The 22,405-nt window shown below is 69.9% G+C and carries 25 protein-coding genes; 10 read left to right on the top strand and 15 right to left on the bottom strand.

From position 1 onward, the window contains the following. Positions 1 to 222: 222 nt before the first annotated feature. From ACZ60E_RS28145 to ACZ60E_RS28125, 5 genes are all read left to right on the top strand, one after another. Complete coding sequence (locus ACZ60E_RS28145; RefSeq protein WP_384813469.1) at positions 223 to 588, top strand: YraN family protein; 366 nt, start codon at positions 223 to 225, stop codon at positions 586 to 588. Then, positions 588 to 2,210 carry a YifB family Mg chelatase-like AAA ATPase gene (locus tag ACZ60E_RS28140; protein WP_469444060.1) on the top strand — a complete coding sequence of 541 codons (1,623 nt, stop codon included), beginning with the start codon at positions 588 to 590 and terminating at the stop codon, positions 2,208 to 2,210. Before ACZ60E_RS28145 ends, ACZ60E_RS28140 begins: the two co-directional genes overlap by 1 nt. Next, positions 2,207 to 3,376: a DNA-processing protein DprA gene (dprA, locus tag ACZ60E_RS28135; protein WP_469444059.1), complete on the top strand. Its 1,170-nt coding sequence runs from the start codon at positions 2,207 to 2,209 to the stop codon at positions 3,374 to 3,376. The genes ACZ60E_RS28140 and dprA overlap by 4 nt, the downstream gene beginning before the upstream one ends. 278 nt (positions 3,377 to 3,654) lie before the next feature. Beyond that, entirely contained in the window at positions 3,655 to 4,494 is an 840-nt protein-coding gene (gene whiG / locus ACZ60E_RS28130; RefSeq protein ID WP_210889477.1) for an RNA polymerase sigma factor WhiG, read from the top strand. A gap of 245 nt (positions 4,495 to 4,739) precedes the next feature. Continuing rightward, positions 4,740 to 5,297: a TetR/AcrR family transcriptional regulator gene (locus ACZ60E_RS28125; RefSeq protein ID WP_384813471.1), complete on the top strand. Its 558-nt coding sequence runs from the start codon at positions 4,740 to 4,742 to the stop codon at positions 5,295 to 5,297. 21 nt (positions 5,298 to 5,318) lie between these two features. On the opposite strand, the gene ACZ60E_RS28120 is transcribed toward ACZ60E_RS28125, so the two are convergent. Then, positions 5,319 to 5,915 (bottom strand): peptidoglycan DD-metalloendopeptidase family protein, encoded by a 597-nt coding sequence (locus ACZ60E_RS28120; RefSeq protein ID WP_469444266.1) that lies wholly within the window; start codon positions 5,913 to 5,915, stop codon positions 5,319 to 5,321. A 464-nt stretch (positions 5,916 to 6,379) separates the two neighbouring features. Here ACZ60E_RS28120 and rpsB point away from each other — a divergent pair, with 464 nt between their 5' ends. The 5 genes from rpsB to ACZ60E_RS28095 all read left to right on the top strand — a co-directional run bounded on the left by rpsB (position 6,380) and on the right by ACZ60E_RS28095 (position 11,157). Then, complete coding sequence (rpsB, locus tag ACZ60E_RS28115; protein WP_469444058.1) at positions 6,380 to 7,339, top strand: 30S ribosomal protein S2; 960 nt, start codon at positions 6,380 to 6,382, stop codon at positions 7,337 to 7,339. A gap of 151 nt (positions 7,340 to 7,490) precedes the next feature. Continuing rightward, positions 7,491 to 8,327, top strand: coding sequence for a translation elongation factor Ts (gene tsf, locus ACZ60E_RS28110; RefSeq protein WP_469444056.1), 837 nt, complete (start codon positions 7,491 to 7,493; stop codon positions 8,325 to 8,327). A gap of 212 nt (positions 8,328 to 8,539) precedes the next feature. Continuing rightward, complete coding sequence (gene pyrH / locus ACZ60E_RS28105) at positions 8,540 to 9,313, top strand: UMP kinase (protein ID WP_384813412.1); 774 nt, start codon at positions 8,540 to 8,542, stop codon at positions 9,311 to 9,313. A 120-nt stretch (positions 9,314 to 9,433) separates the two neighbouring features. Next, positions 9,434 to 9,991, top strand: a complete 558-nt coding sequence (gene frr, locus ACZ60E_RS28100) for a ribosome recycling factor (RefSeq protein ID WP_107021830.1) — start codon at positions 9,434 to 9,436, stop codon at positions 9,989 to 9,991. Then, the gene (locus tag ACZ60E_RS28095; RefSeq protein ID WP_469444053.1) at positions 9,991 to 11,157 is read left to right on the top strand and encodes a phosphatidate cytidylyltransferase; all 1,167 of its coding nucleotides are present in this window, start codon (positions 9,991 to 9,993) and stop codon (positions 11,155 to 11,157) included. The genes frr and ACZ60E_RS28095 overlap by 1 nt, the downstream gene beginning before the upstream one ends. 40 nt (positions 11,158 to 11,197) lie before the next feature. Here the strand turns inward: ACZ60E_RS28095 and ACZ60E_RS28090 are convergent, their stop codons facing one another. The 14 genes from ACZ60E_RS28090 to ACZ60E_RS28025 form a co-directional block, all read right to left on the bottom strand. Beyond that, positions 11,198 to 11,410 carry a hypothetical protein gene (locus ACZ60E_RS28090; protein WP_210890556.1) on the bottom strand — a complete coding sequence of 71 codons (213 nt, stop codon included), beginning with the start codon at positions 11,408 to 11,410 and terminating at the stop codon, positions 11,198 to 11,200. Between the two features lie 74 nt (positions 11,411 to 11,484). Next, positions 11,485 to 11,826, bottom strand: coding sequence for a DUF6233 domain-containing protein (locus ACZ60E_RS28085; RefSeq protein ID WP_384813419.1), 342 nt, complete (start codon positions 11,824 to 11,826; stop codon positions 11,485 to 11,487). Between the two features lie 1,001 nt (positions 11,827 to 12,827). Further along, complete coding sequence (locus ACZ60E_RS28080; protein ID WP_469444051.1) at positions 12,828 to 14,066, bottom strand: tyrosine-type recombinase/integrase; 1,239 nt, start codon at positions 14,064 to 14,066, stop codon at positions 12,828 to 12,830. A gap of 79 nt (positions 14,067 to 14,145) precedes the next feature. After that, complete coding sequence (locus ACZ60E_RS28075; protein ID WP_469444264.1) at positions 14,146 to 14,418, bottom strand: helix-turn-helix domain-containing protein; 273 nt, start codon at positions 14,416 to 14,418, stop codon at positions 14,146 to 14,148. 36 nt (positions 14,419 to 14,454) lie between these two features. Further along, the gene (locus tag ACZ60E_RS28070; protein WP_469444050.1) at positions 14,455 to 15,915 is read right to left on the bottom strand and encodes a DNA primase family protein; all 1,461 of its coding nucleotides are present in this window, start codon (positions 15,913 to 15,915) and stop codon (positions 14,455 to 14,457) included. Continuing rightward, positions 15,912 to 16,259: a hypothetical protein gene (locus tag ACZ60E_RS28065; protein ID WP_469444049.1), complete on the bottom strand. Its 348-nt coding sequence runs from the start codon at positions 16,257 to 16,259 to the stop codon at positions 15,912 to 15,914. Before ACZ60E_RS28065 ends, ACZ60E_RS28070 begins: the two co-directional genes overlap by 4 nt. Beyond that, a complete protein-coding gene (locus tag ACZ60E_RS28060) occupies positions 16,256 to 17,173 on the bottom strand; it encodes a bifunctional DNA primase/polymerase (RefSeq protein WP_469444046.1) in 918 nt (305 codons plus the stop codon). The genes ACZ60E_RS28065 and ACZ60E_RS28060 overlap by 4 nt, the downstream gene beginning before the upstream one ends. A gap of 85 nt (positions 17,174 to 17,258) precedes the next feature. Beyond that, positions 17,259 to 17,585 (bottom strand): hypothetical protein, encoded by a 327-nt coding sequence (locus ACZ60E_RS28055; RefSeq protein WP_469444044.1) that lies wholly within the window; start codon positions 17,583 to 17,585, stop codon positions 17,259 to 17,261. A gap of 19 nt (positions 17,586 to 17,604) precedes the next feature. Beyond that, positions 17,605 to 18,066 (bottom strand): hypothetical protein, encoded by a 462-nt coding sequence (locus tag ACZ60E_RS28050; protein WP_469444042.1) that lies wholly within the window; start codon positions 18,064 to 18,066, stop codon positions 17,605 to 17,607. A gap of 203 nt (positions 18,067 to 18,269) precedes the next feature. Next, the gene (locus ACZ60E_RS28045; RefSeq protein WP_469444041.1) at positions 18,270 to 20,393 is read right to left on the bottom strand and encodes a P-loop NTPase family protein; all 2,124 of its coding nucleotides are present in this window, start codon (positions 20,391 to 20,393) and stop codon (positions 18,270 to 18,272) included. A gap of 107 nt (positions 20,394 to 20,500) precedes the next feature. Next, the gene (locus ACZ60E_RS28040; protein WP_469444039.1) at positions 20,501 to 20,818 is read right to left on the bottom strand and encodes a hypothetical protein; all 318 of its coding nucleotides are present in this window, start codon (positions 20,816 to 20,818) and stop codon (positions 20,501 to 20,503) included. Next, positions 20,818 to 21,207, bottom strand: a complete 390-nt coding sequence (locus ACZ60E_RS28035; protein WP_469444037.1) for an RRQRL motif-containing zinc-binding protein — start codon at positions 21,205 to 21,207, stop codon at positions 20,818 to 20,820. Before ACZ60E_RS28035 ends, ACZ60E_RS28040 begins: the two co-directional genes overlap by 1 nt. Next, on the bottom strand, positions 21,207 to 22,070 hold the full coding sequence (locus tag ACZ60E_RS28030; RefSeq protein WP_469444036.1) for a protein spdB: 864 nt from the start codon (positions 22,068 to 22,070) through the stop codon (positions 21,207 to 21,209). The genes ACZ60E_RS28035 and ACZ60E_RS28030 overlap by 1 nt, the downstream gene beginning before the upstream one ends. Further along, complete coding sequence (locus tag ACZ60E_RS28025) at positions 22,067 to 22,333, bottom strand: DUF6284 family protein (RefSeq protein ID WP_469444034.1); 267 nt, start codon at positions 22,331 to 22,333, stop codon at positions 22,067 to 22,069. The genes ACZ60E_RS28030 and ACZ60E_RS28025 overlap by 4 nt, the downstream gene beginning before the upstream one ends. Positions 22,334 to 22,405 lie beyond the last annotated feature (72 nt).

The raw sequence follows: 22,405 nt of genomic DNA, 5'->3' as shown, positions 1-22,405 counted from the left end.
AGTCGGGACGGCCGGGACGGTCCCGGGAGTTCTACGGCGGCCGCTCGTACGGGTGACTGAGTTGTCCACAGTCGAGCGGCCGTCCACCAAGATCCAACAGTGGATCGCGGTGGGCTCAGTGTTGGCGCCGGAGGTGGTGCCGACATGAAGACGTCCAAGGCATCCGAGGCATCCAAGGTTTCCGGGGCGCCCGACGTGCCCGACGTGTCCAAGACGCCCAACGTGTCCAAGGCACGCAACGCACTCGGCAGGTACGGCGAGGACCTGGCCGCGCGACGGCTGGCCGAGGCCGGCATGACGGTCCTTCAGCGCAACTGGCGCGCGGGCCGGGCCGGCGAGATCGACATCGTGGCCCGCGACGGCGACGCACTGGTCGTCTGCGAGGTCAAGACCCGCCGAGCGGGGCCCTTCGAGCACCCGATGGCCGCCGTGACCCCCGTCAAGGCCCGGCGTCTGCGCGGCCTCGCCGAGCGCTGGCTGCAGGAACACGGAGGGGCTCCACCCGGCGGCGTCCGTATCGACGTCGTGGGTGTCCTGCTGCCCGACCGCGGCGCCCCCGTCGTGGAGCACGTGCGAGGGGCGGCCTGATGGGCTTCGCGCGTACGTGCTCGGTGGCCCTCGTGGGCGTGGACGGTGTCGTCGTCGAGGTCCAGGCGGATCTGGAGCCAGGAGTGGCGGCGTTCACCCTGGTGGGACTGCCCGACAAGAGCCTGACGGAGAGCAAGGACCGCGTCAGGGCGGCCGTGGTCAACTCCGGCGGCGAGTGGCCGCAGAAGAAGCTCACCGTGGGCCTCAGCCCGGCCTCGGTGCCCAAGGGCGGCAGCGGATTCGACCTCGCCATCGCCTGCGCGGCCCTCGGCGCCTCCGAGCGCATCGACCCCCGTGTGCTCGCCGACATCGTGATGATCGGAGAACTGGGCCTGGACGGCCGGGTCCGGCCCGTACGAGGCGTGCTGCCGGCCGTGCTGGCCGCCGCCGAGGCGGGATACGAACAGGTGGTGGTGCCGGAGAGCGCGGCAGCCGAGGCCTCCCTGGTGCCCGGGGTGTCCGTGCTCGGAGTCCGCAGCCTCCGCCAGCTCATCGCGGTCCTCACGGACGAACCGGTGCCCGACGAGGACCCGGACGAGCAGGGCCGGACCGATCCGCTCGCGGGCCTGCGCATGCCGGGCACGGGCGCGGCCACCGGAATGCACAGCATGGGAGCCGCGCACTACGACCACGAACACGACCTCGCCGACGTCGTGGGCCAGCTCTCGGCACGCACCGCGGTGGAGGTCGCCGCGGCCGGCGGCCACCATCTGTTCCTGGAGGGCCCGCCGGGAGCGGGCAAGACCATGCTCGCCGAGCGGCTGCCCGCCATCCTGCCGCGACTCTGCCGGAGCGAGTCCCTGGAGGTCACGGCCGTCCACTCGGTCGCGGGCCTGCTGCCACCTGGCAAACCCCTGGTCGACGTCGCCCCCTACTGCGCCCCGCACCACTCGGCGACCATGCAGGCCCTGGTCGGTGGCGGCCAAGGGGTGGCACGGCCGGGGGCGGTGTCGCTCGCCCATAGAGGAATTCTCTTTTTGGACGAGACGCCGGAGTTCAGCAGCCGGGCCCTCGACGCCCTGCGTCAGCCTCTGGAGTCCGGGCACGTGGTGATCGCCCGCAGTGCGGGTGTCGTGCGCTTCCCGGCACGGTTCCTGATGGTCCTCGCGGCCAATCCCTGTCCCTGCGGCCGCTTCTCGCAGCGGGACTCCCTGTGCGAGTGCTCGCCCTCCACGATCCGCCGCTACCAGGCCCGGCTCTCCGGACCACTGCTCGACCGCGTCGACCTTCGGGTCGAGGTGGACCGCGTCACCCGCGCCCAGCTGACGGAGCGGGGCGCGCGGGGCGAGACCACCGAGACGGTCGCCGGCCGGGTCCGGGAGGCCAGGGCGCGGGCCGCCGCACGCCTGACGGACACCCCATGGCGCACGAACAGCGAGGTACCGGGCCGCGAGCTCCGCAGCCGGTGGTACGCGTCCCCGGGCGCCATGGACGACGCGGAGCGCAGCCTGGAGCGCGGTGTGCTCACCGCCCGGGGACTCGACCGTGTCCTGCGGGTCGCCTGGACCGTCGCGGACCTCGCAGGCCGTGACCGGCCGGGGGTGGCGGACGTGACCCTCGCGCTGCAACTGCGCACCGGGGTTCCCCGGGGGGTGCCGATGGCGATCGGGGCCTCCCGGTGAATCAACGCTTCCCGGTGGGTGGAGCGGGCGAGGAGGGGGAGCGGCTGCACCGGGCCTTCCTCGCACGGGTCGTCGAACCGGGGGACGAGGTGTGCGGGCGATGGCTTCGTGAGTGCGGAGCGGAGGAGGTGGTCCGGCGCCTCGCCGGGGGAGGGCCGCAGCTGCCGGGGGTGACGGACGTGCGATGGGCCGGTCTGCGGGCCCGGGCCGAGCGGGCGGACCCGGAACGGGACCTCGCGGTGGCACGGGACAGCGGGACACGGTTCGTGTGCCCCGGCGATCCCGAGTGGCCCGCGCAACTGGACGACCTGGGGGATGCCAGGCCCGTCGGGCTGTGGGTGCGGGGGCTGCCCAGTCTGCGGATATGGGCGCTGCGCTCCGTCGCCGTGGTGGGCGCACGGGCCTGTACCGAGTACGGCGCCCATATGGCGTCGGCGCTCGGTGCGGGGCTCGCGGAGCGGGGGTGGGTCGTGGTGTCGGGAGGCGCCTACGGCGTGGACGGCGCGACCCACAGGGGCGCTCTCGGGGCGGGCGGAGCCACCGTCGCCGTGCTCGCCTGCGGGGTCGACCGGCCCTATCCGCGCGGTCACACGCAGTTGATCACCAGGATCGCCGAACAGGGACTGGTAATCGGGGAGTTGCCGCCCGGCGACCATCCGACCCCGAGCAGGTTCATCCTGCGGAACCGGGTCATCGCGGCGTTGACGCGCGGCACGGTGGTCGTCGAGGCGGCGTACCGCAGCGGTGCGTTGGCGACCGCCCGGGCCGCCCAGCGGCTGGGCAGATTCACGATGGGAGTACCGGGGCCGGCCACCAGCAGTCTCTCGGCGGGCGTGCACGAACTCCTGCGCGGGGACGCGGTGCTGGTCACCGACGCCGCGGAAGTCGCCGAGCTCATCGGGGACATGGGTGAACTGGCCCCGGCCCGGCGAGGACCGGTACTTCCGCGCGACCTCCTGGACCCGGAGGCCGCCCGGGTACTGGCCGCGCTGCCGGCCCGGGAGACGGCGTCGCGGCAGGAGATCGCCAGGGACGCCGGGACGACCGAGGACGACGTGGTCGCGAGACTGTACGAACTCCGCTCACTTGGCTTCGTCGAACGACACGGCGACGGCTGGAAGTTGACACGCCAGGCCACTCTGTCCATCGGTACGGATCGGGGGTGACGCTGACCGAGAGTGTTCGGCCGTCCGGGCTACGCCCCGAAGTCCCCGGGATTTCCGTCAGTTGACGCTCCGCAGTGATCACGCACGGCGACGGCCGCGCCTGTGCGGGACGTCCGGCGGAACGTATCTGCGCACGGTGAGTCCAGCACTGTTCGCACACTGCGACTCTCCACTCACGCTACGCTCATATGGATTCCGACTCAGACAGGCAACTCGACATCAGACCGACAGCTCGCGCAGTTACCCACAGTTCACTGCAGAACGGCACAAGGCGACGCATGCCCCAGCACACCTCCGGGTCCGACCGGGCGGCGGTTCCCCCCGCCGCCCGTGACGGCGGCGTGCGGCCGCCCGCCCCCTCGACGCTCGACGAGTTGTGGAGGTCGTACAAGACCACGGGCGACGGGCGGCTGCGCGAGCAGCTGATCCTGCACTACTCGCCGCTGGTGAAGTACGTCGCCGGCCGGGTGAGTGTGGGGCTGCCCCCCAACGTGGAGCAGGCGGACTTCGTCTCGTCGGGCGTCTTCGGGCTGATCGACGCCATCGAGAAGTTCGACATCGAGCGGGAGATCAAGTTCGAGACGTACGCGATCACGCGCATCCGGGGCGCGATGATCGACGAACTGCGGGCACTGGACTGGATCCCCCGGTCCGTGCGGCAGAAGGCGCGCAATGTCGAGCGGGCCTACGCGACGCTGGAGGCGCGGCTGCGGCGTACGCCGTCGGAGTGCGAGGTGGCCGCCGAGATGGGCATCGCGGTCGACGAACTGCACGCGGTGTTCGGTCAGTTGTCGCTGGCCAACGTCGTCGCCCTGGAGGAGCTGCTGCACGTCGGCGGTGAGGGCGGCAACCGGCTGAGCCTGATGGACACCCTTGAGGACACCGCTGCCGACAACCCGGTGGAGGTCGCGGAGGACCGTGAGCTGCGGCGTTTCCTGGCGCGGGCCATCAATACGCTGCCCGAGCGGGAGAAGACCGTGGTGACCCTCTACTACTACGAGGGCCTCACGCTCGCCGAGATCGGCAATGTGCTCGGCGTGACGGAGAGCCGCGTCAGTCAGATCCACACCAAGTCCGTGCTCCAGCTCCGGGCGAAACTGGCGAGCTTCGGGCGCTGACCCCGCAGCCCCCGGCTTCTGCCGCGAGCTGGTCCCGCCGCCCCGCTGACCTCGGGGAATCGTCGCTCGCCGGGACTTCGCGCGGGCGGGCGGGAGCCGTGTCGGGCGGGTGGTCCGGGTGGGAGAGATCGCTTCGGGCCGGTGTCGCCGATCGGTGACCGACCGAGCCCTCACGGGCGAGAGTCTCCCGTCCTGGGCGGGGCGTCCGTAAAGTGGGGGGCGTGCCAAGGATTCGAGCGGCCTCCGTGGCCGAGCACCGGTCGATGCAGCGAGCCGCCCTGCTGGACGCGGCGCGGTCCCTGCTGTCCGAGGGCGGGACGGAGGCCCTAACGTTCCCGGCGCTCGCCGAGCGGACGGGGCTCGCGCGGTCCTCCGTGTACGAGTACTTCCGTTCCCGCGCGGCGGTCGTCGAAGAGCTCTGCGAGGTCGACTTCCCGCTCTGGGCCGCCGAGGTCGAAACCGCGATGTCGCTGGCCGGGACACCCGAGGGCAAGGTCGAGGCGTACGTCCGCCGGCAGCTCGCCCTGGTGGGAGACCGGCGGCACCGGGCCGTCGTGGCGATCTCCGCGAGTGAACTCGACGCGGGCGCGCGCGAGAAGATCCGCGCCGCGCACGGAGGGCTCGTCGCGATGATCGTGGAGGCGTTGCGGGACATGGGGCACGAGCAGCCCCGGATGGCCGCGATGCTCCTCCAGGGGATCGCGGACGCGGCGGTGCGCAGGATCGAGCTCGGTGCGGCCGAGGAGCCCGGCGTGATCACCGAGGCCGCCGTCGCTATGGCTCTGCGAGGCGTGAGCGGCTGACGGCGGCCGACGGGGGTTGCGTCACGTCGGTGCTGCTCCCGCTCCTGCTTTCGGTGCCGATCTCACGCCCGCTTCCGGCGCCGCAGCCGGCTCCGGTTCTGGTTCCGGGATGCCCGTGACCGGCAGCAGGCGTGACGGGCCCCTGGTCAGCAGCCATGGGGGCAGCAGGGGCAGCGGGTCCAGGTAGGTGTCTCCGCGGCGCAGGCCCCAGTGGAGGCATGACATCGGGCAGTGGGACGTCGGCAGCTCCAGTACGCCCACCACCTCGCCCGCGGCGACCTCGGTGCCCTTCTTCAGCGTCGCCGCCACCGGCTCGTACGTCGTGCGCAGGGGCGGGGTGCCCGTGCCGGTCAGCTCGACCGAGACGACCCCGCGGCCCGCGACCCGGCCGGCGAAGGAGACGCGGCCGGGCGCGACGGCCCGGACCGGGGCGCCGGGGGCGGCCGTGAGATCGACGCCCCGGTGGCCCCGGCCGTAGACGGTCGCGGGCGGCTCCCAGCCGCGCGCCACCGACGGGCGCGACCCCACCGGCCAGGCGCGACCGACGACGGGGACCGGCGGGTCCGCACCGCCGGGACCCGCACCGTCACCCGTGTCCGCATGCATGTCCGCACCCATGCCGACATCCGTGCCGGGGTCACCGACCCCGGCGATGGCCGCGGGGCCGCCGCCGAGGACCAGGCCCAGTAGGAGGCCGAGTATCAGCACGGCGGTCACCGTCAGGGCGCGCACCCTCATGACCGGCACCGTCCTGGCAGGCCGCGGCACCGGCCCCGTACGAAGAAAACGATCTGCTCGCATGCGAGAACCGTGCCTCGAATGGCATGAAAAAAGGGATCATGGCCGGGATCTGTGGAGTACCCGTCGGTTGTGGACAGCGGCGTCACCCGGCACCCCGTGGGTCCCGTACACTTCTTGTGGCGATCCGGGTCACCGGGTCGACTTCGCACGCCCCGACATCAGGCCGTCAAACAGCCGATGTCAGCGCCCCTCGGTCCCTCGTGGCAAGGCGCAATGCGGGCGTCAGGCGCGACCGCCGTCCGGCGGACGCGGCACAACCGAGAACACCAAGGAGTACGGCCATGGCCGTCGTCACGATGCGGGAGCTGCTGGAAAGCGGCGTCCACTTCGGTCACCAGACCCGTCGCTGGAACCCGAAGATGAAGCGCTTCATCTTCACCGAGCGCAACGGCATCTACATCATCGACCTGCTCCAGTCGCTGTCGTACATCGACCGCGCCTACGAGTTCGTCAAGGAGACCGTCGCCCACGGCGGCACGGTCATGTTCGTCGGCACGAAGAAGCAGGCGCAGGAGGCCATCGCCGAGCAGGCGACCCGCGTCGGCATGCCCTACGTGAACCAGCGCTGGCTGGGCGGCATGCTCACCAACTTTTCGACCGTCTACAAGCGTCTGCAGCGCCTCAAGGAGCTTGAGCAGATCGACTTCGAGGATGTGGCCGCGTCCGGCCTCACCAAGAAGGAGCTGCTCGTCCTCTCCCGCGAGAAGGCCAAGCTGGAGAAGACCCTCGGCGGTATCCGCGAGATGTCCAAGGTGCCCAGCGCCGTCTGGATCGTGGACACCAAGAAGGAGCACATCGCGGTCGGTGAGGCCCGGAAGCTCAACATCCCGGTCGTCGCCATCCTCGACACCAACTGCGACCCCGACGAGGTCGACTACAAGATCCCGGGCAACGACGACGCGATCCGTTCCGTCACCCTGCTCACCCGCGTGATCGCCGACGCCGTCGCCGAGGGCCTCATCTCCCGTTCCGGTGCCGGCAAGGCCGCCGAGGGTGACAAGGCCGCGGGCGAGCCGCTCGCCGCGTGGGAGCGCGACCTGCTTGAGGGCGGCGAGAAGAAGGCCGACGAGACCGCTGCCGAGGCGCCCGCCGCCGAGGCTTCGGCCGCCGACGCCGAGGCGCCCGCCGCTGAGGCCGAGACTCCGGCCGAGGCCCCCGCCGCTGAGGCCGAGGCTCCGGCTGCCGCCGAGGCCCCCGCCGAGGCCGAGGCTGAGAAGCCGGCCGCGGCCGAGCAGGCCTGACGATCCAGCGTCACGGTTGAGTGAGGGCGGGCGGCGCCTGGTGCGTCGCCCGCCGTTCACCCCCAGCCCGTAGATCTTCGGTGGACGCCCGCCCGATCAGCGGCGGACGCCGACTCCGAGACTTCGAACTCCGAGAAGAGATTCACAGATCATGGCGAACTACACCGCCGCCGACGTCAAGAAGCTCCGTGAGCTCACGGGCGCCGGCATGATGGACTGCAAGAAGGCGCTGGACGAGGCCGACGGCAACGTCGACAAGGCCGTCGAGGCGCTGCGCATCAAGGGCCAGAAGGGCGTCGCCAAGCGCGAGGGCCGCTCCGCCGAGAACGGCGCCGTGGTTTCCATCATCGCCGACGACAACACCTCCGGTGTCCTGGTCGAGCTGAAGTGCGAGACGGACTTCGTCGCCAAGAGCGAGAAGTTCCAGGTCGTCGCCAACCAGATCGCCGAGCACGCCGCCGCGACCTCCCCGGCCGACATCCAGGCGCTCCTCGCCTCGGAGATCGAGGCCGGCAAGACGGTCCAGGCGTTCGTCGACGAGGCCAACGCGAACCTGGGCGAGAAGATCGTCCTCGACCGCTTCGCCCAGTTCACCGGCGCCTACGTGGCCGCGTACATGCACCGCACCATGCCCGACCTGCCCCCGCAGATCGGTGTCCTGGTCGAGCTGGACAAGGCCGACGCCGGTCTTGCCAAGGGCATCGCGCAGCACATCGCCGCCTTCGCGCCGAAGTACCTCTCCCGTGAGGACGTTCCGGCCGAGGTCGTCGAGTCCGAGCGTCGTGTCGCCGAGGAGACCACGCGCGCCGAGGGCAAGCCCGAGGCCGCGCTCCCGAAGATCGTCGAGGGTCGCGTCAACGGCTTCTTCAAGGAGGCCACCCTCCTCGGTCAGCCGTACGCGCTCGACAACAAGAAGTCCGTCCAGAAGGTCCTGGACGAGGCCGGTGTCACCCTGAAGCGCTTCTCGCGCATCAAGGTCGGCATCTGAGTCCGTACCGCGATCGACGCGCGATCCCGCTAGGGTCGACAGCAGTCGTCCGTGTCGGTCGCGCAGACCGTCACGCGCGGGCGTGAACGGACGACAGCAGATCTGACGAGGAGGCCATTGCCGCGCATGGGATGCGAACAACACCCCACCGGCAGTGGCCTTCTTCGTATGTGCGACCCGTATGTGCGACACGTAGAAGAGGCGAGATCTCCATGACCACCACCCAGGCCGCCGACAAGGACGAAAAGAGCGACACCGGCAAGGGCTCCGGCCGCTTTCTGCTGAAGCTTTCCGGTGAGGCGTTCGCCGGTGGCGGAGCGCTCGGCGTCGACCCCGACGTGGTGCACAAGATGGCCCGGGAGATCGCCGCGGTGGTCCGCGGTGGCGCCCAGATCGCCGTCGTCATCGGGGGCGGCAACTTCTTCCGGGGAGCCGAGCTCCAGCAGCGCGGCATGGACCGGGCCCGCTCCGACTACATGGGCATGCTCGGCACCGTCATGAACTGCCTCGCCCTCCAGGACTTCCTGGAGAAGGAGGGCATCGACTCGCGCGTGCAGACCGCCATCACCATGGGGCAGGTCGCCGAGCCGTACATCCCGCTGCGAGCCGTGCGGCACCTGGAGAAGGGCCGTGTGGTCATCTTCGGCGCCGGGATGGGCATGCCGTACTTCTCCACGGACACCACCGCCGCCCAGCGCGCGCTGGAGATCGACGCCGAAGCGCTGCTGATGGGCAAGAACGGTGTGGACGGGGTCTACGACTCCGACCCCAAGACCAACCCCGGAGCGGTCAAGTTCGACGCGCTCAGCTACGGCGAGGTCATCACCCGCGACCTGAAGGTCGCCGACATGACCGCGATCACGCTGTGCCGCGACAACAAGCTCCCGATCCTCGTCTTCGAGCTTCTCGCCGAGGGCAATATCGCTCGGGCGGTCAAGGGTGAGAAGATCGGCACGCTCGTGGGTGACCAGGGCAGTCGGGCCTGACCGGGGGATGGACAATGTCCTGCCGGTCGGGAACCGTTCAGGAATAAGACGCGACGCAGCCGGCCGCCTAACCGCCAGGGAACCGCAGCCGGGCCTACTCAAGACACGCAGGAGCAAGTGGTGATCGAAGAGACCCTCCTCGAAGCCGAGGAGAAGATGGAGAAGGCCGTCGTGGTCGCCAAGGAGGACTTCGCCGCGATCCGCACCGGCCGTGCGCACCCGGCGATGTTCAACAAGATCGTGGCGGACTACTACGGCGCGTTGACCCCGATCAACCAGCTGGCCTCGTTCTCGGTGCCCGAGCCGCGTATGGCCGTGGTGACCCCGTTCGACAAGAGCGCGATGCGCAACATCGAGCAGGCGATCCGCGACTCCGACCTCGGCGTCAACCCGAGCAACGACGGCAACATCATCCGGGTGGTGTTCCCCGAGCTCACCGAGGAGCGCCGCAAGGACTACATCAAGGTGGCCCGCACCAAGGCCGAGGACTCCAAGATCTCGATTCGTTCCGTCCGCCGCAAGGCCAAGGACGGCATCGACAAGATGATCAAGGACGGCGAGGTCGGCGAGGACGAGGGCCGCCGTGCGGAGAAGGAGCTCGACGACACCACCGCGAAGTACGTCGCGCAGGTGGACGAGCTGCTCAAGCACAAGGAAGCAGAGCTGCTCGAAGTCTGATGAACGACTCTTCCTGGGGGGCGCCGCCACAAGCCGGGTACTGGGGGCCGTCCGACCGAGGGCCTGTCCAGGGGGATGCCCCGGCGGGTCCCGCGTACGATGCGCACCACGCGCAGCAGACTCGCCCCATGCCCATCGTGCCCGACGTACCCGCGCATGGCGGAGACCAGGATGACGACCGGGGGGCTGCTCGGACGGGCGGCCCCCTGTTCCGCGACGAGACGCCGCCACCGTCGACGCCGCCGCCGCCGTTCCAGACTTCGTCGCAGCATCCGCAGCATCCGCAGCATCCGCTGAATCAGCAGGAGCCCATGACCAGCGCCGCACAGCCCGCACCCGCGCCGCAGAAGAAGAGCGCGGGCCGCGACCTGGGTGCTGCCATAGGGGTCGGCGTCGGGCTCGGCGTGGTGATCGTCGCGTCGCTGTTCGTCGTCAAGGCCGTCTTCATCGGCGTCATAACGGTCGCTGTCGTGGTCGGTCTGTGGGAGCTCACGTCGAGGCTCGCGGAGCGCAAGGACATCAAGGCGCCGCTCGTGCCGCTGGCGGTGGGCGGCGCGGCGATGGTCGTCGCCGGATACGTCCGCGGGCCCGAGGGCGCCTGGGTGGCCATGGCGCTCACCGCGCTCGCGGTCCTCGTCTGGCGGATGACGGAACCGCCCGAGGGTTACCTCAAGGACGTCACCGCGGGGGTCTTCGCGGCCTTCTACATCCCGTTCCTCGCCACCTTCGTGGCGATGATGCTCACCGCGGACGACGGCGCGTGGCGGGTCCTCACGTTCCTGCTGCTGGCCGTGGTCAGCGACACGGGCGCGTACGCCGTCGGGTGGCGCTTCGGCACGCACAAGCTCGCCCCCCGTATCAGTCCCGGCAAGACCCGCGAGGGCCTGCTCGGCGCGGTCGCCTTCGCGATGGTGGCGGGCGCGCTGTGCATGCAGTTCCTCATCGACGACGGCACCTGGTGGCAGGGCCTGATCGTGGGCTTCGCGGTCGCGGCCAGTGCCACGCTCGGCGACCTCGGCGAGTCGATGATCAAGCGGGACCTGGGCATCAAGGACATGGGCACCCTGCTCCCGGGCCACGGCGGGATCATGGACCGACTGGACTCGCTGCTGCCCACCGCTCCCGTGGTGTGGCTGCTGCTGGTGCTCTTCGTCGGATCGGGCTGACCGTACCGGGCGCCTCATGACCCGGGGGACCCCCGGCCGGTCACGGCCGGGGGTCTTCGGCGTCCGGGCCCGCCGGGGAGTACTCGTGCGGCCGGCCGCCCTGCCACTTCACCCACCGCGGGTCGTCCAGCAGCTCCCAGGCGTCGTCCGGCAGGCCCGCCCTCCGCAGGAACTCGACCAGGTCGGTGTCGCTGTGGGCGAGCCCGAAGACCTGGCCGTGGATGGTGACCCGGCGCCCGCGGGCGCCCGTCATGCGGTGCACGACGATGGGCGCCGCGTTCGTCCCGCTCGTCCCGCTCGTGTTCTCGTCCTGCGGCCGTTCGCCGTTCACAGCACACCCAGATCGTTGTCGGGCCGGCAGTAGGGGCACGCGCTGATGCCGTCCTCCGTAAGAGCCCGGAGCGCCTGCTCGCGGGGCAGCGGTTTGGTGTTCTTGCCTGCCATGCCGCAGTCGCTCGTATGGACGGCGTCGGGGGCGGGTCTGCCGCCCGCTCTTCGCAACGCGAGCTTCCAGCCGGGCGTTGCCGAGGGCGGTGTGCGCGTGGCACGGGCAGCGGCTGCCTCCTGACGTTCGAGCTCGGCGATGGTGTCGTCTGTGCGGCGCAGCTGCCAGGCCAGCCATTCGCGGACGCTGCGCAGGCGATCCAGGCGAGGCACTTTATCGGACACGCGTTCGATTCTAGGTCCTAATGTGGCCTAGATGGCAACGCGACCGCCGGAAGAGGGCGCTGAAGGGGTGAGGAGCCGCGAAGATGCGGCGACCATCCCGCACAGCCGCACAGCCGTGCGTCCCCGAAACCTCGCGGCTCAGGTCACACGAATCGATCTGCGACACTGGTACAGCCATGCCTAAGCCCGGAGAACTGGCAGCCGCAATTCATGATCAAGCTCCCTACCTGCGGATTCAAGCCTGCAGGGGGCTCGATGCCGCGCGTTGGGCCGTCTCTGGGCCGTCTCTCTGGACATGATCAGCAGTAGGTGTCAGCTGCATGCTTAGGTGTGGAGCCTCATAAGCGCTCTAGCCACCTTGCTAGCCAGCCGAGTCCTGGTGGTCCCCAGGGCTGCCACGGCGGTCTGCCCTGCGAGGCTCGAAATGCATCGAGACGCGTCCGAAGCTCCTGATACTCGTTCACGGTGACCTGGGCCGGGTTGACGGGAATCACCATCTCGGCTGCGAGGTGGGCCAGGGCTCGTGCGAACGCTGCCGCGAGTAGGGCAAAGACTCCTACGCAGCAGTACACGAAAGCTTCCGCCGCCAAGGCGGGACTCTTGCCGTGGTCGTCTGTAGCAGTCCAGAGGATGACCTTACATAGAACTAAAGTGAGCTGTATGCAGATACCGGTCCATACGAGCCAAACGATGACAGGTACTGATACCCGGGCCATACGTCTGCGGGCCGCTGCTTTACCTCTCACCTGGTCCAGGTAGCTGAGGTGTTGAGGAGCGGGGCCTACGCCAGCTCGCATGGCCCAGACATTGGCCGCGATGGCTAGTTCTTCCTCTGAGTGCACAGCTTTGGCCCCAACGACAAGCCACCTCATGAGGGCGTGGATCTCGATGAAACCGACCACGACCACGCCCGCGATCACCGTGACGGTGATCGCTGCGTAGTCTTCGCTCATAGCCAACTCGGGTAGCAAGCTGCTTCCTTGTCCGTCATCGAGCTTCTGTCACTCACCACGGTTTGTCTTGAGCACGCTATCTACTGCCGTTCTTGTCCGCTCTTGACTCGAAGGCATCAAGTGCGCGTACACCCGCAGCGTCAACGCTGGATCGGTGTGCCCTAGGTATTGGCTGACGGCCTTGATGCTCTCCCCGCCGTCAAGCAGAACCGAGGCGTAGAAGTGCCTCAGCGCGTGCATGCCGTGCTCGCGCGCGGACTCGTACTTGCCGCCCTTCTCGACTGCCGCGATCAGACCAGCAACGGCGAGGGCGCGCTTCCACTCCTGCACGTTGAAGTTGCTCCGCCAGACGACCCCGCTCGCGGTGTTCGTGAACAGGAGGCGAGCCGTCACCTTCGGACCGTCGGGCTTCCGCCACGGAAGGGTGATCTCAACAGGCTTGTAGGCGTCCATGTGAGCGCGTAGGGCTTCGGCCACGGAGGGAGGCAGCGGTACGTCTCGCTCCTTGCCACACTTCGGGGGCGCGAACACGGCCTTTCCTCGGATGAGTTTCACTTGCCGGACCACGTGCAGCGTGGCCCCGTCGGAGTCGAGCGCGTCTTCAGCGAGTCCGACGATCTCTCCCTGACGGAGCCCACACCCCGCGCCAAGGTTCACCATGGCCTGGTACCGCTCGGGGAGTGCCGCGCGGACCGCGTGAACCTGCGAGGGCAGCCACGGGACGACGCGTCGTTTCTCAACGGCCGGCGGGCGCACGGACTTCGCGCCGCACGGGTTTCGGGGCAACAGGCCATCGTCTACAGCAGCACTGAGCACGGCCCGTACGTCGCCGTAGATGTTCCGCGCGTACGACCCGCTGACAGCGGGGTTCATTTCCAGAGCGCTTACGAGTTCGCGGACGTGCTCCGGGCGAAATGAGTCCAGCGGTCGCGAACCGACCACCGGAAGCGCGTGCAGGCGCAACCTCTGTTCGGCCACGATCTGACTCGACAAGTCCGCGCTGTGGGACTTGAGCCACTTCTCGGCGTAGGTCTTGAAGGTGATCCGGGCGGCCTTCGGGTCGATGTAGTGGCCGCGAGACATGTCGGACGCGGTGTTGGTGAGCCATTTCTCAGCGAGCCGCTTCTGTCCATCGGGGAAGCTCTTGGATTTCTCGGTGCCGTCGGGGCCGACGTAGCGGGCGCGATAGCGCATGCCCGAGCCGTGACGGTCGGTCTTCACGCGGACGGTCTTGCCGTCGGGGGTGGTCTCGGTCTTGAACCAGCGGTCTTGGGTGTGGCCTGCCATGTGGCGGCGGTCCTCTCAACACGCAGCAGGGAGAGCCGCCGGGTAGCGGCTCTCCCTGCTGTCTGCGGTGGGTGCTGGGTCAGGCGGCGGTTTGGTCGGTGCTCTTGCGTTCGGCCACGTGGGCGAGCACATCGGCGGGGTCGTAGCGGAGGTGTTTGCCGATGCGGAATCCGGGTGGTCCGGTGCGCTTCTTGTGCCACTGGTAGACGGTCTCTTTGGGCACTTTGAAGATCACGGCGATGTCGTCGGGGGTGAGGTATTGGTCCGGGAGGCCGCGCCGGAGGGTGGCGCGGGGATCGGCGCGGACGGGGGCAGGTGCGCTCACTGCGTCCTCCACGAGTTGGAAATACATTGCTCTGAGTCGCGACTCATCGGCACTCATCGGCACTCATCGGCACTCAGAGGGGTTTTGAGAGGCGATGAGTCGCGACTCAGGCAAATGTGGTTCGCGCTGGGTGAGGGTGATCCCGTTGTAGGTGACCACCTGTCGGCCGTACTCATCGCGGGGCCGGGTGCGGTTGAGCTGGGGGACGACGGAGAGCAGGTTGCGGCCGAACACCTGCTTGGTGCCGGGGCGCACGCCGTTGTCCTCGGCCCACTCGCGCCACACGTTCCACAGGGCGTCCACGGGCACGCTGCACGCGGGTCCGGTGGCGCAGCGCTCGCGGACGAACGCGCTCGTCGGCGAGGCGGTGTCCTGCATGGTGGTGACGGCTTCACGGCTGGACTTGGGTTCCGTGATCCGGCCTGTGCGTTGGAGTCGGGCGATGCCGTCGAGGGCCCAGTTGAGGATGCCGGGCATCTCGGCTGCGAGGCGGTCGGTGAGGGTGGTGTCTTCCTTGCCCAGCCAGGAGACGCGCATGTTGAGCAGGATGAACCGTTTGGCGATGACGCCGGAGGAGTCTCCGAAGTGCGGCAGCTCGTTGGACAGCAGCATCAACCGGGTCGGCAGCCGCCCGGTCCATTGCTCGCGGTACTTGCGGTCCACGTCGATGGTGTCCTCACCGGAGATCGTCAGCAGCCGCTCGACCACCTGACTGTTGTCGCTGCCGGACAGCCGGGCATCGGAGATGACCGCGAGCGGCTTGCCGATCAGGGTGGACAGTCCGAAGTTCGTGCCGAGTCCGGCGAGCGTGGGTCCGGCAAGGTTTTCCTTGCCGACCAGCTCTCTGAGGACGCGGGCGATGGTGCCCTTGCCGGATCGGGAAGGGCCGACGATCAGCATGACTTTCTGCTGGTCGGTCCGCCCGGAGAGCACGTAGCCGAACCACTCCTGAAGCGCGTGGATCGCGTCGGGGTCATCGGGCCAGATCTGTGCCAGGAACCTTTCCCACGTCGGGGCCGCGGCGGTGGGGTCGTAGGCGAAGGGGACGGACACGAGGTTGAAGAAGTGCGGGCCGTGGGGGAGGAGCGCACGGTCCCTGATCCTGAGCAGGCCGTTCGCGCACGCCACGATCGGTCCGCCGTCCTGCTGGCTCACCTCGCCGTCGGTGTCGAGCCAGACCGGCGCGTCGGTGCCGGTGGGCAGCAGGGTGATGGCTCCGAGCGCGTCGAGCAGGTTGCTGATCTTCTGCTTGGTTGGTGCCCACTCCCGCGCTTCGGGCTGGCCGTCCTTGCCGGGCACGTAGAACACGGCGTGTTCCAGGCGCCGGTACATCGCGGCGCGCATCTGTGCCTCGTCCAGCTCCCGCCAACTGGAGCCGTTCCAGCGCATCCAGGAGGCGCGCCAGCGGCGGCAGACGAGTTGTCCGTCCTGGGTCTGCCAGTCGGGCAGCAGACGGCGGGCGACGGCTAGGGGGTTCGAGGGCGCGGGCAGTTCCTCGCCCTCGATCGTGCTCGGGTCCGTCATGCGGCGGCCCTCCCTTCCTGGGGGCTGCGGAGCGGGCAGAGGTCACGGTGTTCGGTGTGGGCGGTGATCAGGGCGAGCACTCGCCGGTGTCCTACGGCGCTGCGGTCCCACCCGCACAGGCACGCTGACGTCGCGGTCGGAGTCGTGCCGCGCGGGGCGGTGATGCGCAGCCACGCGACGGGGTACTGGCCGTCGCCCCGGTGCTGGCCAGGGAGAACAGCAGTGGGGACGCCTTCGGCGACGCCCTTCAGCGCGCTACGGCCGACAGTGGGTTCGGTGGGTTCGGCGATGCGCGCGCCGGTGGGGTGCCGGGTGTGGCTCTTAGAGGGGAGAGGGCTGGTCATGCGGCCCTGCCCCGGGGCGGGTTGTGGGTGATGGACCAGTCCAGTGCGCGGCGGATCACGTCGTCGTAGTAGCGCTGTGGCTGTGTGGCGTTGGCCCCCGCCGCTCCCCTAAGAGCCTGCTCAACCACAGGTCGGCTGAGGTCGCCGGATGCGATGAACCGTCCCAGGGCGCGGGCGGCCCGTAGCAGGGTGGCGTTGCGGGTGCCGTCGGCGGCGGTGGCCACGTTCCGCACCTCACCGGTGAGTGCTACATCCGCGTATCGGCGAGATTGCCCCGCTACGACCCCTGTAGGCGCCTGTACGGGCTTGGGGGCCGGTTGAAGGATGCTCAGCAGCCATCCGGGCACCGGGGCCGCCACAGAGCCGCCTACGGCTTCATAGGGTCCGGCGGGGGTCGTGCTGCCCGCAGCGACGACGTACCCGCCCCGGGCGCGGGTGTCGACCAACGGAGCGATCGTGCCTGCCGTGTTGGCCAGCCGCACGCCTTCCGGCGCAGCGAAGTACAGATGCGCCCCACCGCTCGCGGTCCGCGTCCGGTAGGTGCCCGGGACAGGGTGGCCGGCGCGCTCACAGAGCGCCCCAAAGGTCGTCACGCCGTCAGGCGTGCCCTCACTGCTGTTGGCCTTGGGCATATCCAGATCGACGACCAGCAGCCCGGACGGGCCGGTAGCAATGCCGACGTTGAACGGGGCGTGCGTCCATGCGGCGCGGACGCGGTCCGCGTCGGTGGTCGCGCGCTGCTCCCACTTGCGGTGCCCGCTGGCGCAGACTCCGGTGCGGGAGCAAGCGGCCTCGCCGTGCAGGGCGGGGCGCTTGGTGCCGGGCCGGAGCGGGAACACATGCCAGCCGCGTGCGGCGGCGTTCAGAGCGGCGTCCATCAGGGACGCTCGCCTGTTCTCGGTCGGTTGCGTCATGCTGGGAGACCTCCACAGGTCTGTTGAGGACTGGAGACAAGGGCGGCCCCGGACTTTGGCGAGACGGGGGCCGCCCTTGGCGTAGCTACTGGCCGGTGGTGGTGAGGCTGTGGGTGTACTGCTGGCGGACGTAGGCGCGTGGGTCGCAGGTCACGCCCGGCTGGTCGAGGTTCATCAGGAACACGGCCGCCGCCACGGCGGTGTCGGTGACGTCGCCGGGGGTGTCGGGCTCGTCCAGGAGCGCGATGCGGTCCAGCAGCGCGGCCTTGCGGAGGTAGAACTCCCGGTCCAGCGCGGTGAAGCACGGGAGGGCGGCGAGGGCGCGGGCCGTCCATCCGATCTCGCTGAGGATGCTGGGGGCGTCGGCGTATGCCTGCTCCGCCGTCGGCCAGGGGGTACGCGTCGTGAGCATGGTTCTCCTGCCTGAGTGTTCAGCCGTGGAAGTGGTTGCGCTTGAAGATCGCTTTGCGGATGTTGACCGTGGTGCCGCCGCCGGAGCCGTGACCGAAGATCTGCACGGCGATCCAGCCGCCGAAGATCACGGCGGCCAGGGTGATCAGTTGGGTGATGAACGCGGTCAACGCTGCGATGAACGACGTGAGGAGCAGCAGTCCGCCGCACACGGCGAGGAACCCGACCCCGCCCAGCGCGACGTTCACGGCCGTCCGGGAGACGGCCGGTTTGGGCGCGAGGGGTTCGGGCTGCGTGGGGCTGATGGCGTAGCCGGTGACGACCCGCCCGTCCGGCAGGACGACGGACGCCACGGCCGGGACGGTGCCCGGCTGGACGGGCACGAGCGGCGCCGGAGTGTGGACGGCGGGCGGTATGGGGGTGGGTTGGTGGACGGTCACGGCCCGTTCGGCGGGCAGGTGACCGGGGTGCTCGGGGTACATGCGGAATCCCTTCCGGCAATGGGTCAGGGAGGATGCGGCACCCCCTCAGGGGTGCGCTGTGGAGGGGGTCTCCAGGGGCTGACCTGCGGGCCTCCCTGCCTCCCTGAACGATCATTTGTGCAGGTCAGGTGGAGGGAGGCGGGTCAGGGAGGGGTTCAGGGAGTTCTCCCTGTCTCCCTGACCCGCCACCGGTCAACTCCCTGTCATCCTTCGGCGGAAGCGGAACTCTCGTCGCTGCGGTTGGCGAGGGCGCGGGCGAGCCGGTCACGGCCGACGACCATGACGCCGTCGGACTTGTACGGCTCGGCCCCGGTCCCGTCCAACACGCGCTTGAGGTCGATGAACGACCAGCCGCCATACGCGTCCGTGTTGAGGGTGCCGAGCCGGGACAGCACGTCCTTGGTGCGCACGCGCTCTGCCGTGCCGACCACGGTGGCGATGTCCGCGAGCGGGTCACGGTTGGGGACGCGGTCGATGGCGTGGAGGGTGGTGACGCCGTCGCGCAGGGCCTTGGCCCGCTCGATGATGGCGGTGGCCGCGTCGTCGTCGATGTAGTGCGTGCGCACCGTGAGGGACGCCTGACCGGCCGGAATGGTGATGCCGTCGGAGGCGACGACCAGGGTTCCACGGTCCAGCCCCGGACGCAGCAGGTTCGGGGCCGCCCCGCCGTCCACGGCCTTGTCCCCCAGCGCCATACGCGCCTGCGACTCAGTACCGAGCGCGAGGGAGGCGCGGGTGTGGGCGCCCTCGCGCACGAGCTTGGGCAGGTTCTCGTTGGTCGGGTCCTGGGTGCCCTGCCACATGAGCACGTTCACCGCTCGCCCCTGGTTGTGGATCTTCCGTACGGCCATGTAGTACCGGGAGTTGGCCTTGGACCCGCCATACGGGCGCTTGTCCTCGTCCTTGGCCGGGCACATGAACGCCACTTGCGCTTCATCTACCAGCACGATCAGCGGTGGGAAGACGGTGCCGGGCGGGGCCTGGATGCGGCGGTTCATCTCCTCAGCGGCGCCTTCCACCATCTCGGTCACCTGGATCACGTGCTCATCCGTCGGACCCTGGATGAGGGTCGTGGCGAGGCCGTCGAACATGGCCCAGTCGCCCACGCCCTTGAGGTCGCCCATGAGGAACTGCACGGAGCGGTCCAGCGATAGCCACAGGGCGAGCGAGCGCAGGGCAACGGTCTTGCCCTGGTTCGACAGGCCCGTGATGAGGAGGTGGCGCTGGTAGAGACTCATGGCGGCGGCGTCGCCGCGCAGGTCCTGCCCCCAGGGGGCGCGGCCCTTGCCGTAGTCGGCGGTCATCGTCTCGTCCGTGACCAGCGGAGACGGGCCGATCGGCTCATCCAGAGCGCCGGAGTCGGCCACCCACAGCCGCACCGTCCGCGCGGCGGTGGGGATGGTGACGAACACCTCGTGCTCGTGCCGGGTCAGGTTCTCCGCGAGCTTGCGGCGCCGGTTCTGCACCTCGTTCGTCGACACCCCCGAGGGCAGCGTCACGTCGACCTCCACACCGCATCCGGCGATCCGGATCGGCCCGAGCATCGACGCGCCCGCGTCGCCCATCTCCTTGATGGCGTTGCGCAGGGCGGGCACTCCGAGGTCGCGCAGGGCCTTGACGACGATCGAGGGAGTGATCGGTTCGCCCTCGCCCGATCGGACGTGGTCAGGCATCGACCATGCCGGGGCAGCCTGCTGCTTGCTGCCTACCGCCCACAGCGCGAGCAGGACCAGGAACGGGCCGATCGTGAGCGCCGGTCCCCACACGATCTGCACGATCCGGATCACGGTGGCGATGAAGCTGATGGTGGCGGCGAGTGGGGTGATGACGTCGGCGATGTCGCCGTTGTTGATGGCCATCACGACTCCGAGCGCGACCAGTGCACCGATCCCCATCCCCGTGCCGACGGCGACGCCTTTGGCGGCCTCTACCGGTGAGTGGAGGAGGTCCATGCGGCGGCGGTGGCGGGCGTCGCGGAAGCGCTGCAACCGCTCCTCCCACTCCTCCGCCACTTCAAGGTTCCCAGCGACCTCAGCCGCCCGGATCATCCGCTCATAGCGGGCCCCGGTCTTCCCGTCCCACGTCCGGCGGGCCACGATCCGGCCGCCGTTGAAGGTGTAGAGGCTGTGCCGGGCGATGGCCCGTGCGGCGGTCTTGGTGGTCTCGTGCGTGGCTGCGGTTTTCACGGCGCGGCCGGAGCGCACCCACAACGGCACGAGCGGCGCCGGAGTGGCGACGGCGTCCGGGACCACGGTCAGCACGGTCGGTGCCGCGTCGTCGGTGGGCGGGTCGGTGTGCTTGTGGAGGTGAACGACGTTCTCAGACATGCTGGAACTGCTCCTGACTGCCCCCGCGGGGGCGGAAGTTCGTGGGAGAGCCGGGGTGGCCGTGTCCGTGGAAAGTCCCGGACACCCCGGCGCACAAGGAAGGCTGGTCAGAACCAGCCGGAAGCCTTCTTCTTGGCCTTGGCGCGGGCGGCCTCGGTGATCAGGCGCTGACGCTCGCCGTGCAGGGCGGTCAGTTCCGCGTTCAGCCGCATCTCCGCAGCCGTGCCGGCCGTTTCCAACTGCCGGTCCGCGCGGCCGGTGCTCCGGCCCCGGGCGGCCTGGTAGGAGCCGCCGACCAGGGCGCCCGCGATGGCGCGACGCTCTCGGCTGTTCAGCGGCCACCACTCACCCCGGCGGACCGCTTCCACCTTCTTGCTCGTCTTCTCGATCTCGCGTTCCAGGCGGCGCAGTTCGGAGTTGCCCATCAGGTGGTCCCTTCCGGTTCGGGCGGGTCGGGGTAGGCGCAGGGCACGCACATGCCGAGCGAGGTGGGGATGATGTATCCGGCATTGCGTCGGCAGGCGGGGCAGGTGCGGCGGGCGGTGTTGGCCTTGGCCAGGGCCGCCCACCGGGCCGCTGTCATGGGCCGGACGGGCTTGGCGCAGTCGAGCCGGTACAGGTAGGCGACCAGCGGGCCCCGCCGGTAACGCGGGCGCAGCACCTGCGCCTGGATCGGCTGTCCGCCGGGGCGCAGGCCGCGCGCCCTCAGTTGCCGGAGGGTGGCGTAGCCGTCGGGGGCGTACCGCCACGGGTAGGTGGGCAGGCCGTGGCGGGCGCCGGTGGGGTCGTAGCACTTGCCGTAGACCCCGGACATCAGGCGACCAGCCGCTTCCATGCCGCCCGCAGGCGGACCTCGGATGCGGAGTGACCGGCCGCGCGGAAGCGGCTGGCCATCTCCCGGTACGACAGGGCGGGGACCTCGCTGTGCCGGATCTCGTCCACCAGCGCATCCAGAGCCGCATCGGTGAGGGCGGATGCCGCTTCGAGCCGGAGCGCGGTGACGGGCTCGATGGGGCCCCAGAGGGGCAGGTCCCAGCGGGGCGTGACGTCGGGTGTGACGCGGGCCGTCACGCTGGTGAGCGCCCTGCCGGTCTCCTCGCCCTCGCGCGCCGCTTCGAGTGTCGACCATGCCCGCGACAGGCTCTGTGCGGTCCTGGCCTGGACGCGGGCGACGCGGGCGCCAGCCTCGGTCACGGCCGTCAGCCGGGTCTCCTCGGTGGACGCTTCGGCCCGCAGCCGGGCGCGGGCCACGGCTGCCTCATCACGGGCTTCCTGCTGGATTCCCCGGATCGCACCGAGTGCGTTGGAGGTGAGGGCGGTGCGCTCCCACAGTCCGTGGACCAGCCACAAGGCTTTGGCCGCGATCGGCAGCCACGCCACGGCCAGCCACGCGCCGGTGTTCTCCTCACCCGTGAGGGCGTGGGCGATCAGGACGCCGGTGGCGATGAGGCCGAAGGACCAGCCGACGGCGGTGACGGGGTTGCTGTGGTCGCCCTGCGCGGCCAGGCGGCGTTCGTAGGCGAGGGTGGCCAGCCATCCGCCGTCGATCCCCAGACCGACGACCAGAGCGACCGGCCACGGCATCGCCGTGCCCAGCCACATCACGACCACGGCCAGAGTGAGGACCATGGACACCGCCGTCATCGCGACGGCGGGAAGAACGGTCTTGGCGTTCATGCGGACACCCCCGCCGCATGCGTCGCGGCCGTGTTCGCCAGCGTCCGGCGAGCGGCCAGCAACCGCCGGTGGGCCCGGCGGATCCGCCGCGCATCCAGCTCGGTGGGGATGCGGTCAATCGTGATGATCTGCGCGTCGAGCAGGTCGATGTCCGCCGTGATGACGGGCATCTCCAGGTCGATCGCGTCCAACTCCGCGGCCGTCGGCTCACGGTCGAAAACATCGGCGGTAACAACCGCCTGAACAGTGACGATGTGCTTCATGGGTCGTGGTCTCCCTAGCAGGTGGAACGGCCCGAACAGCGCCCCCGGAGCTGTAACTCCGGGGGCGCGCGC

This window comes from Streptomyces sp. NPDC102514 (genome assembly GCF_055584525.1).
This window is presented reverse-complemented; position numbering and strand designations above follow the sequence as displayed.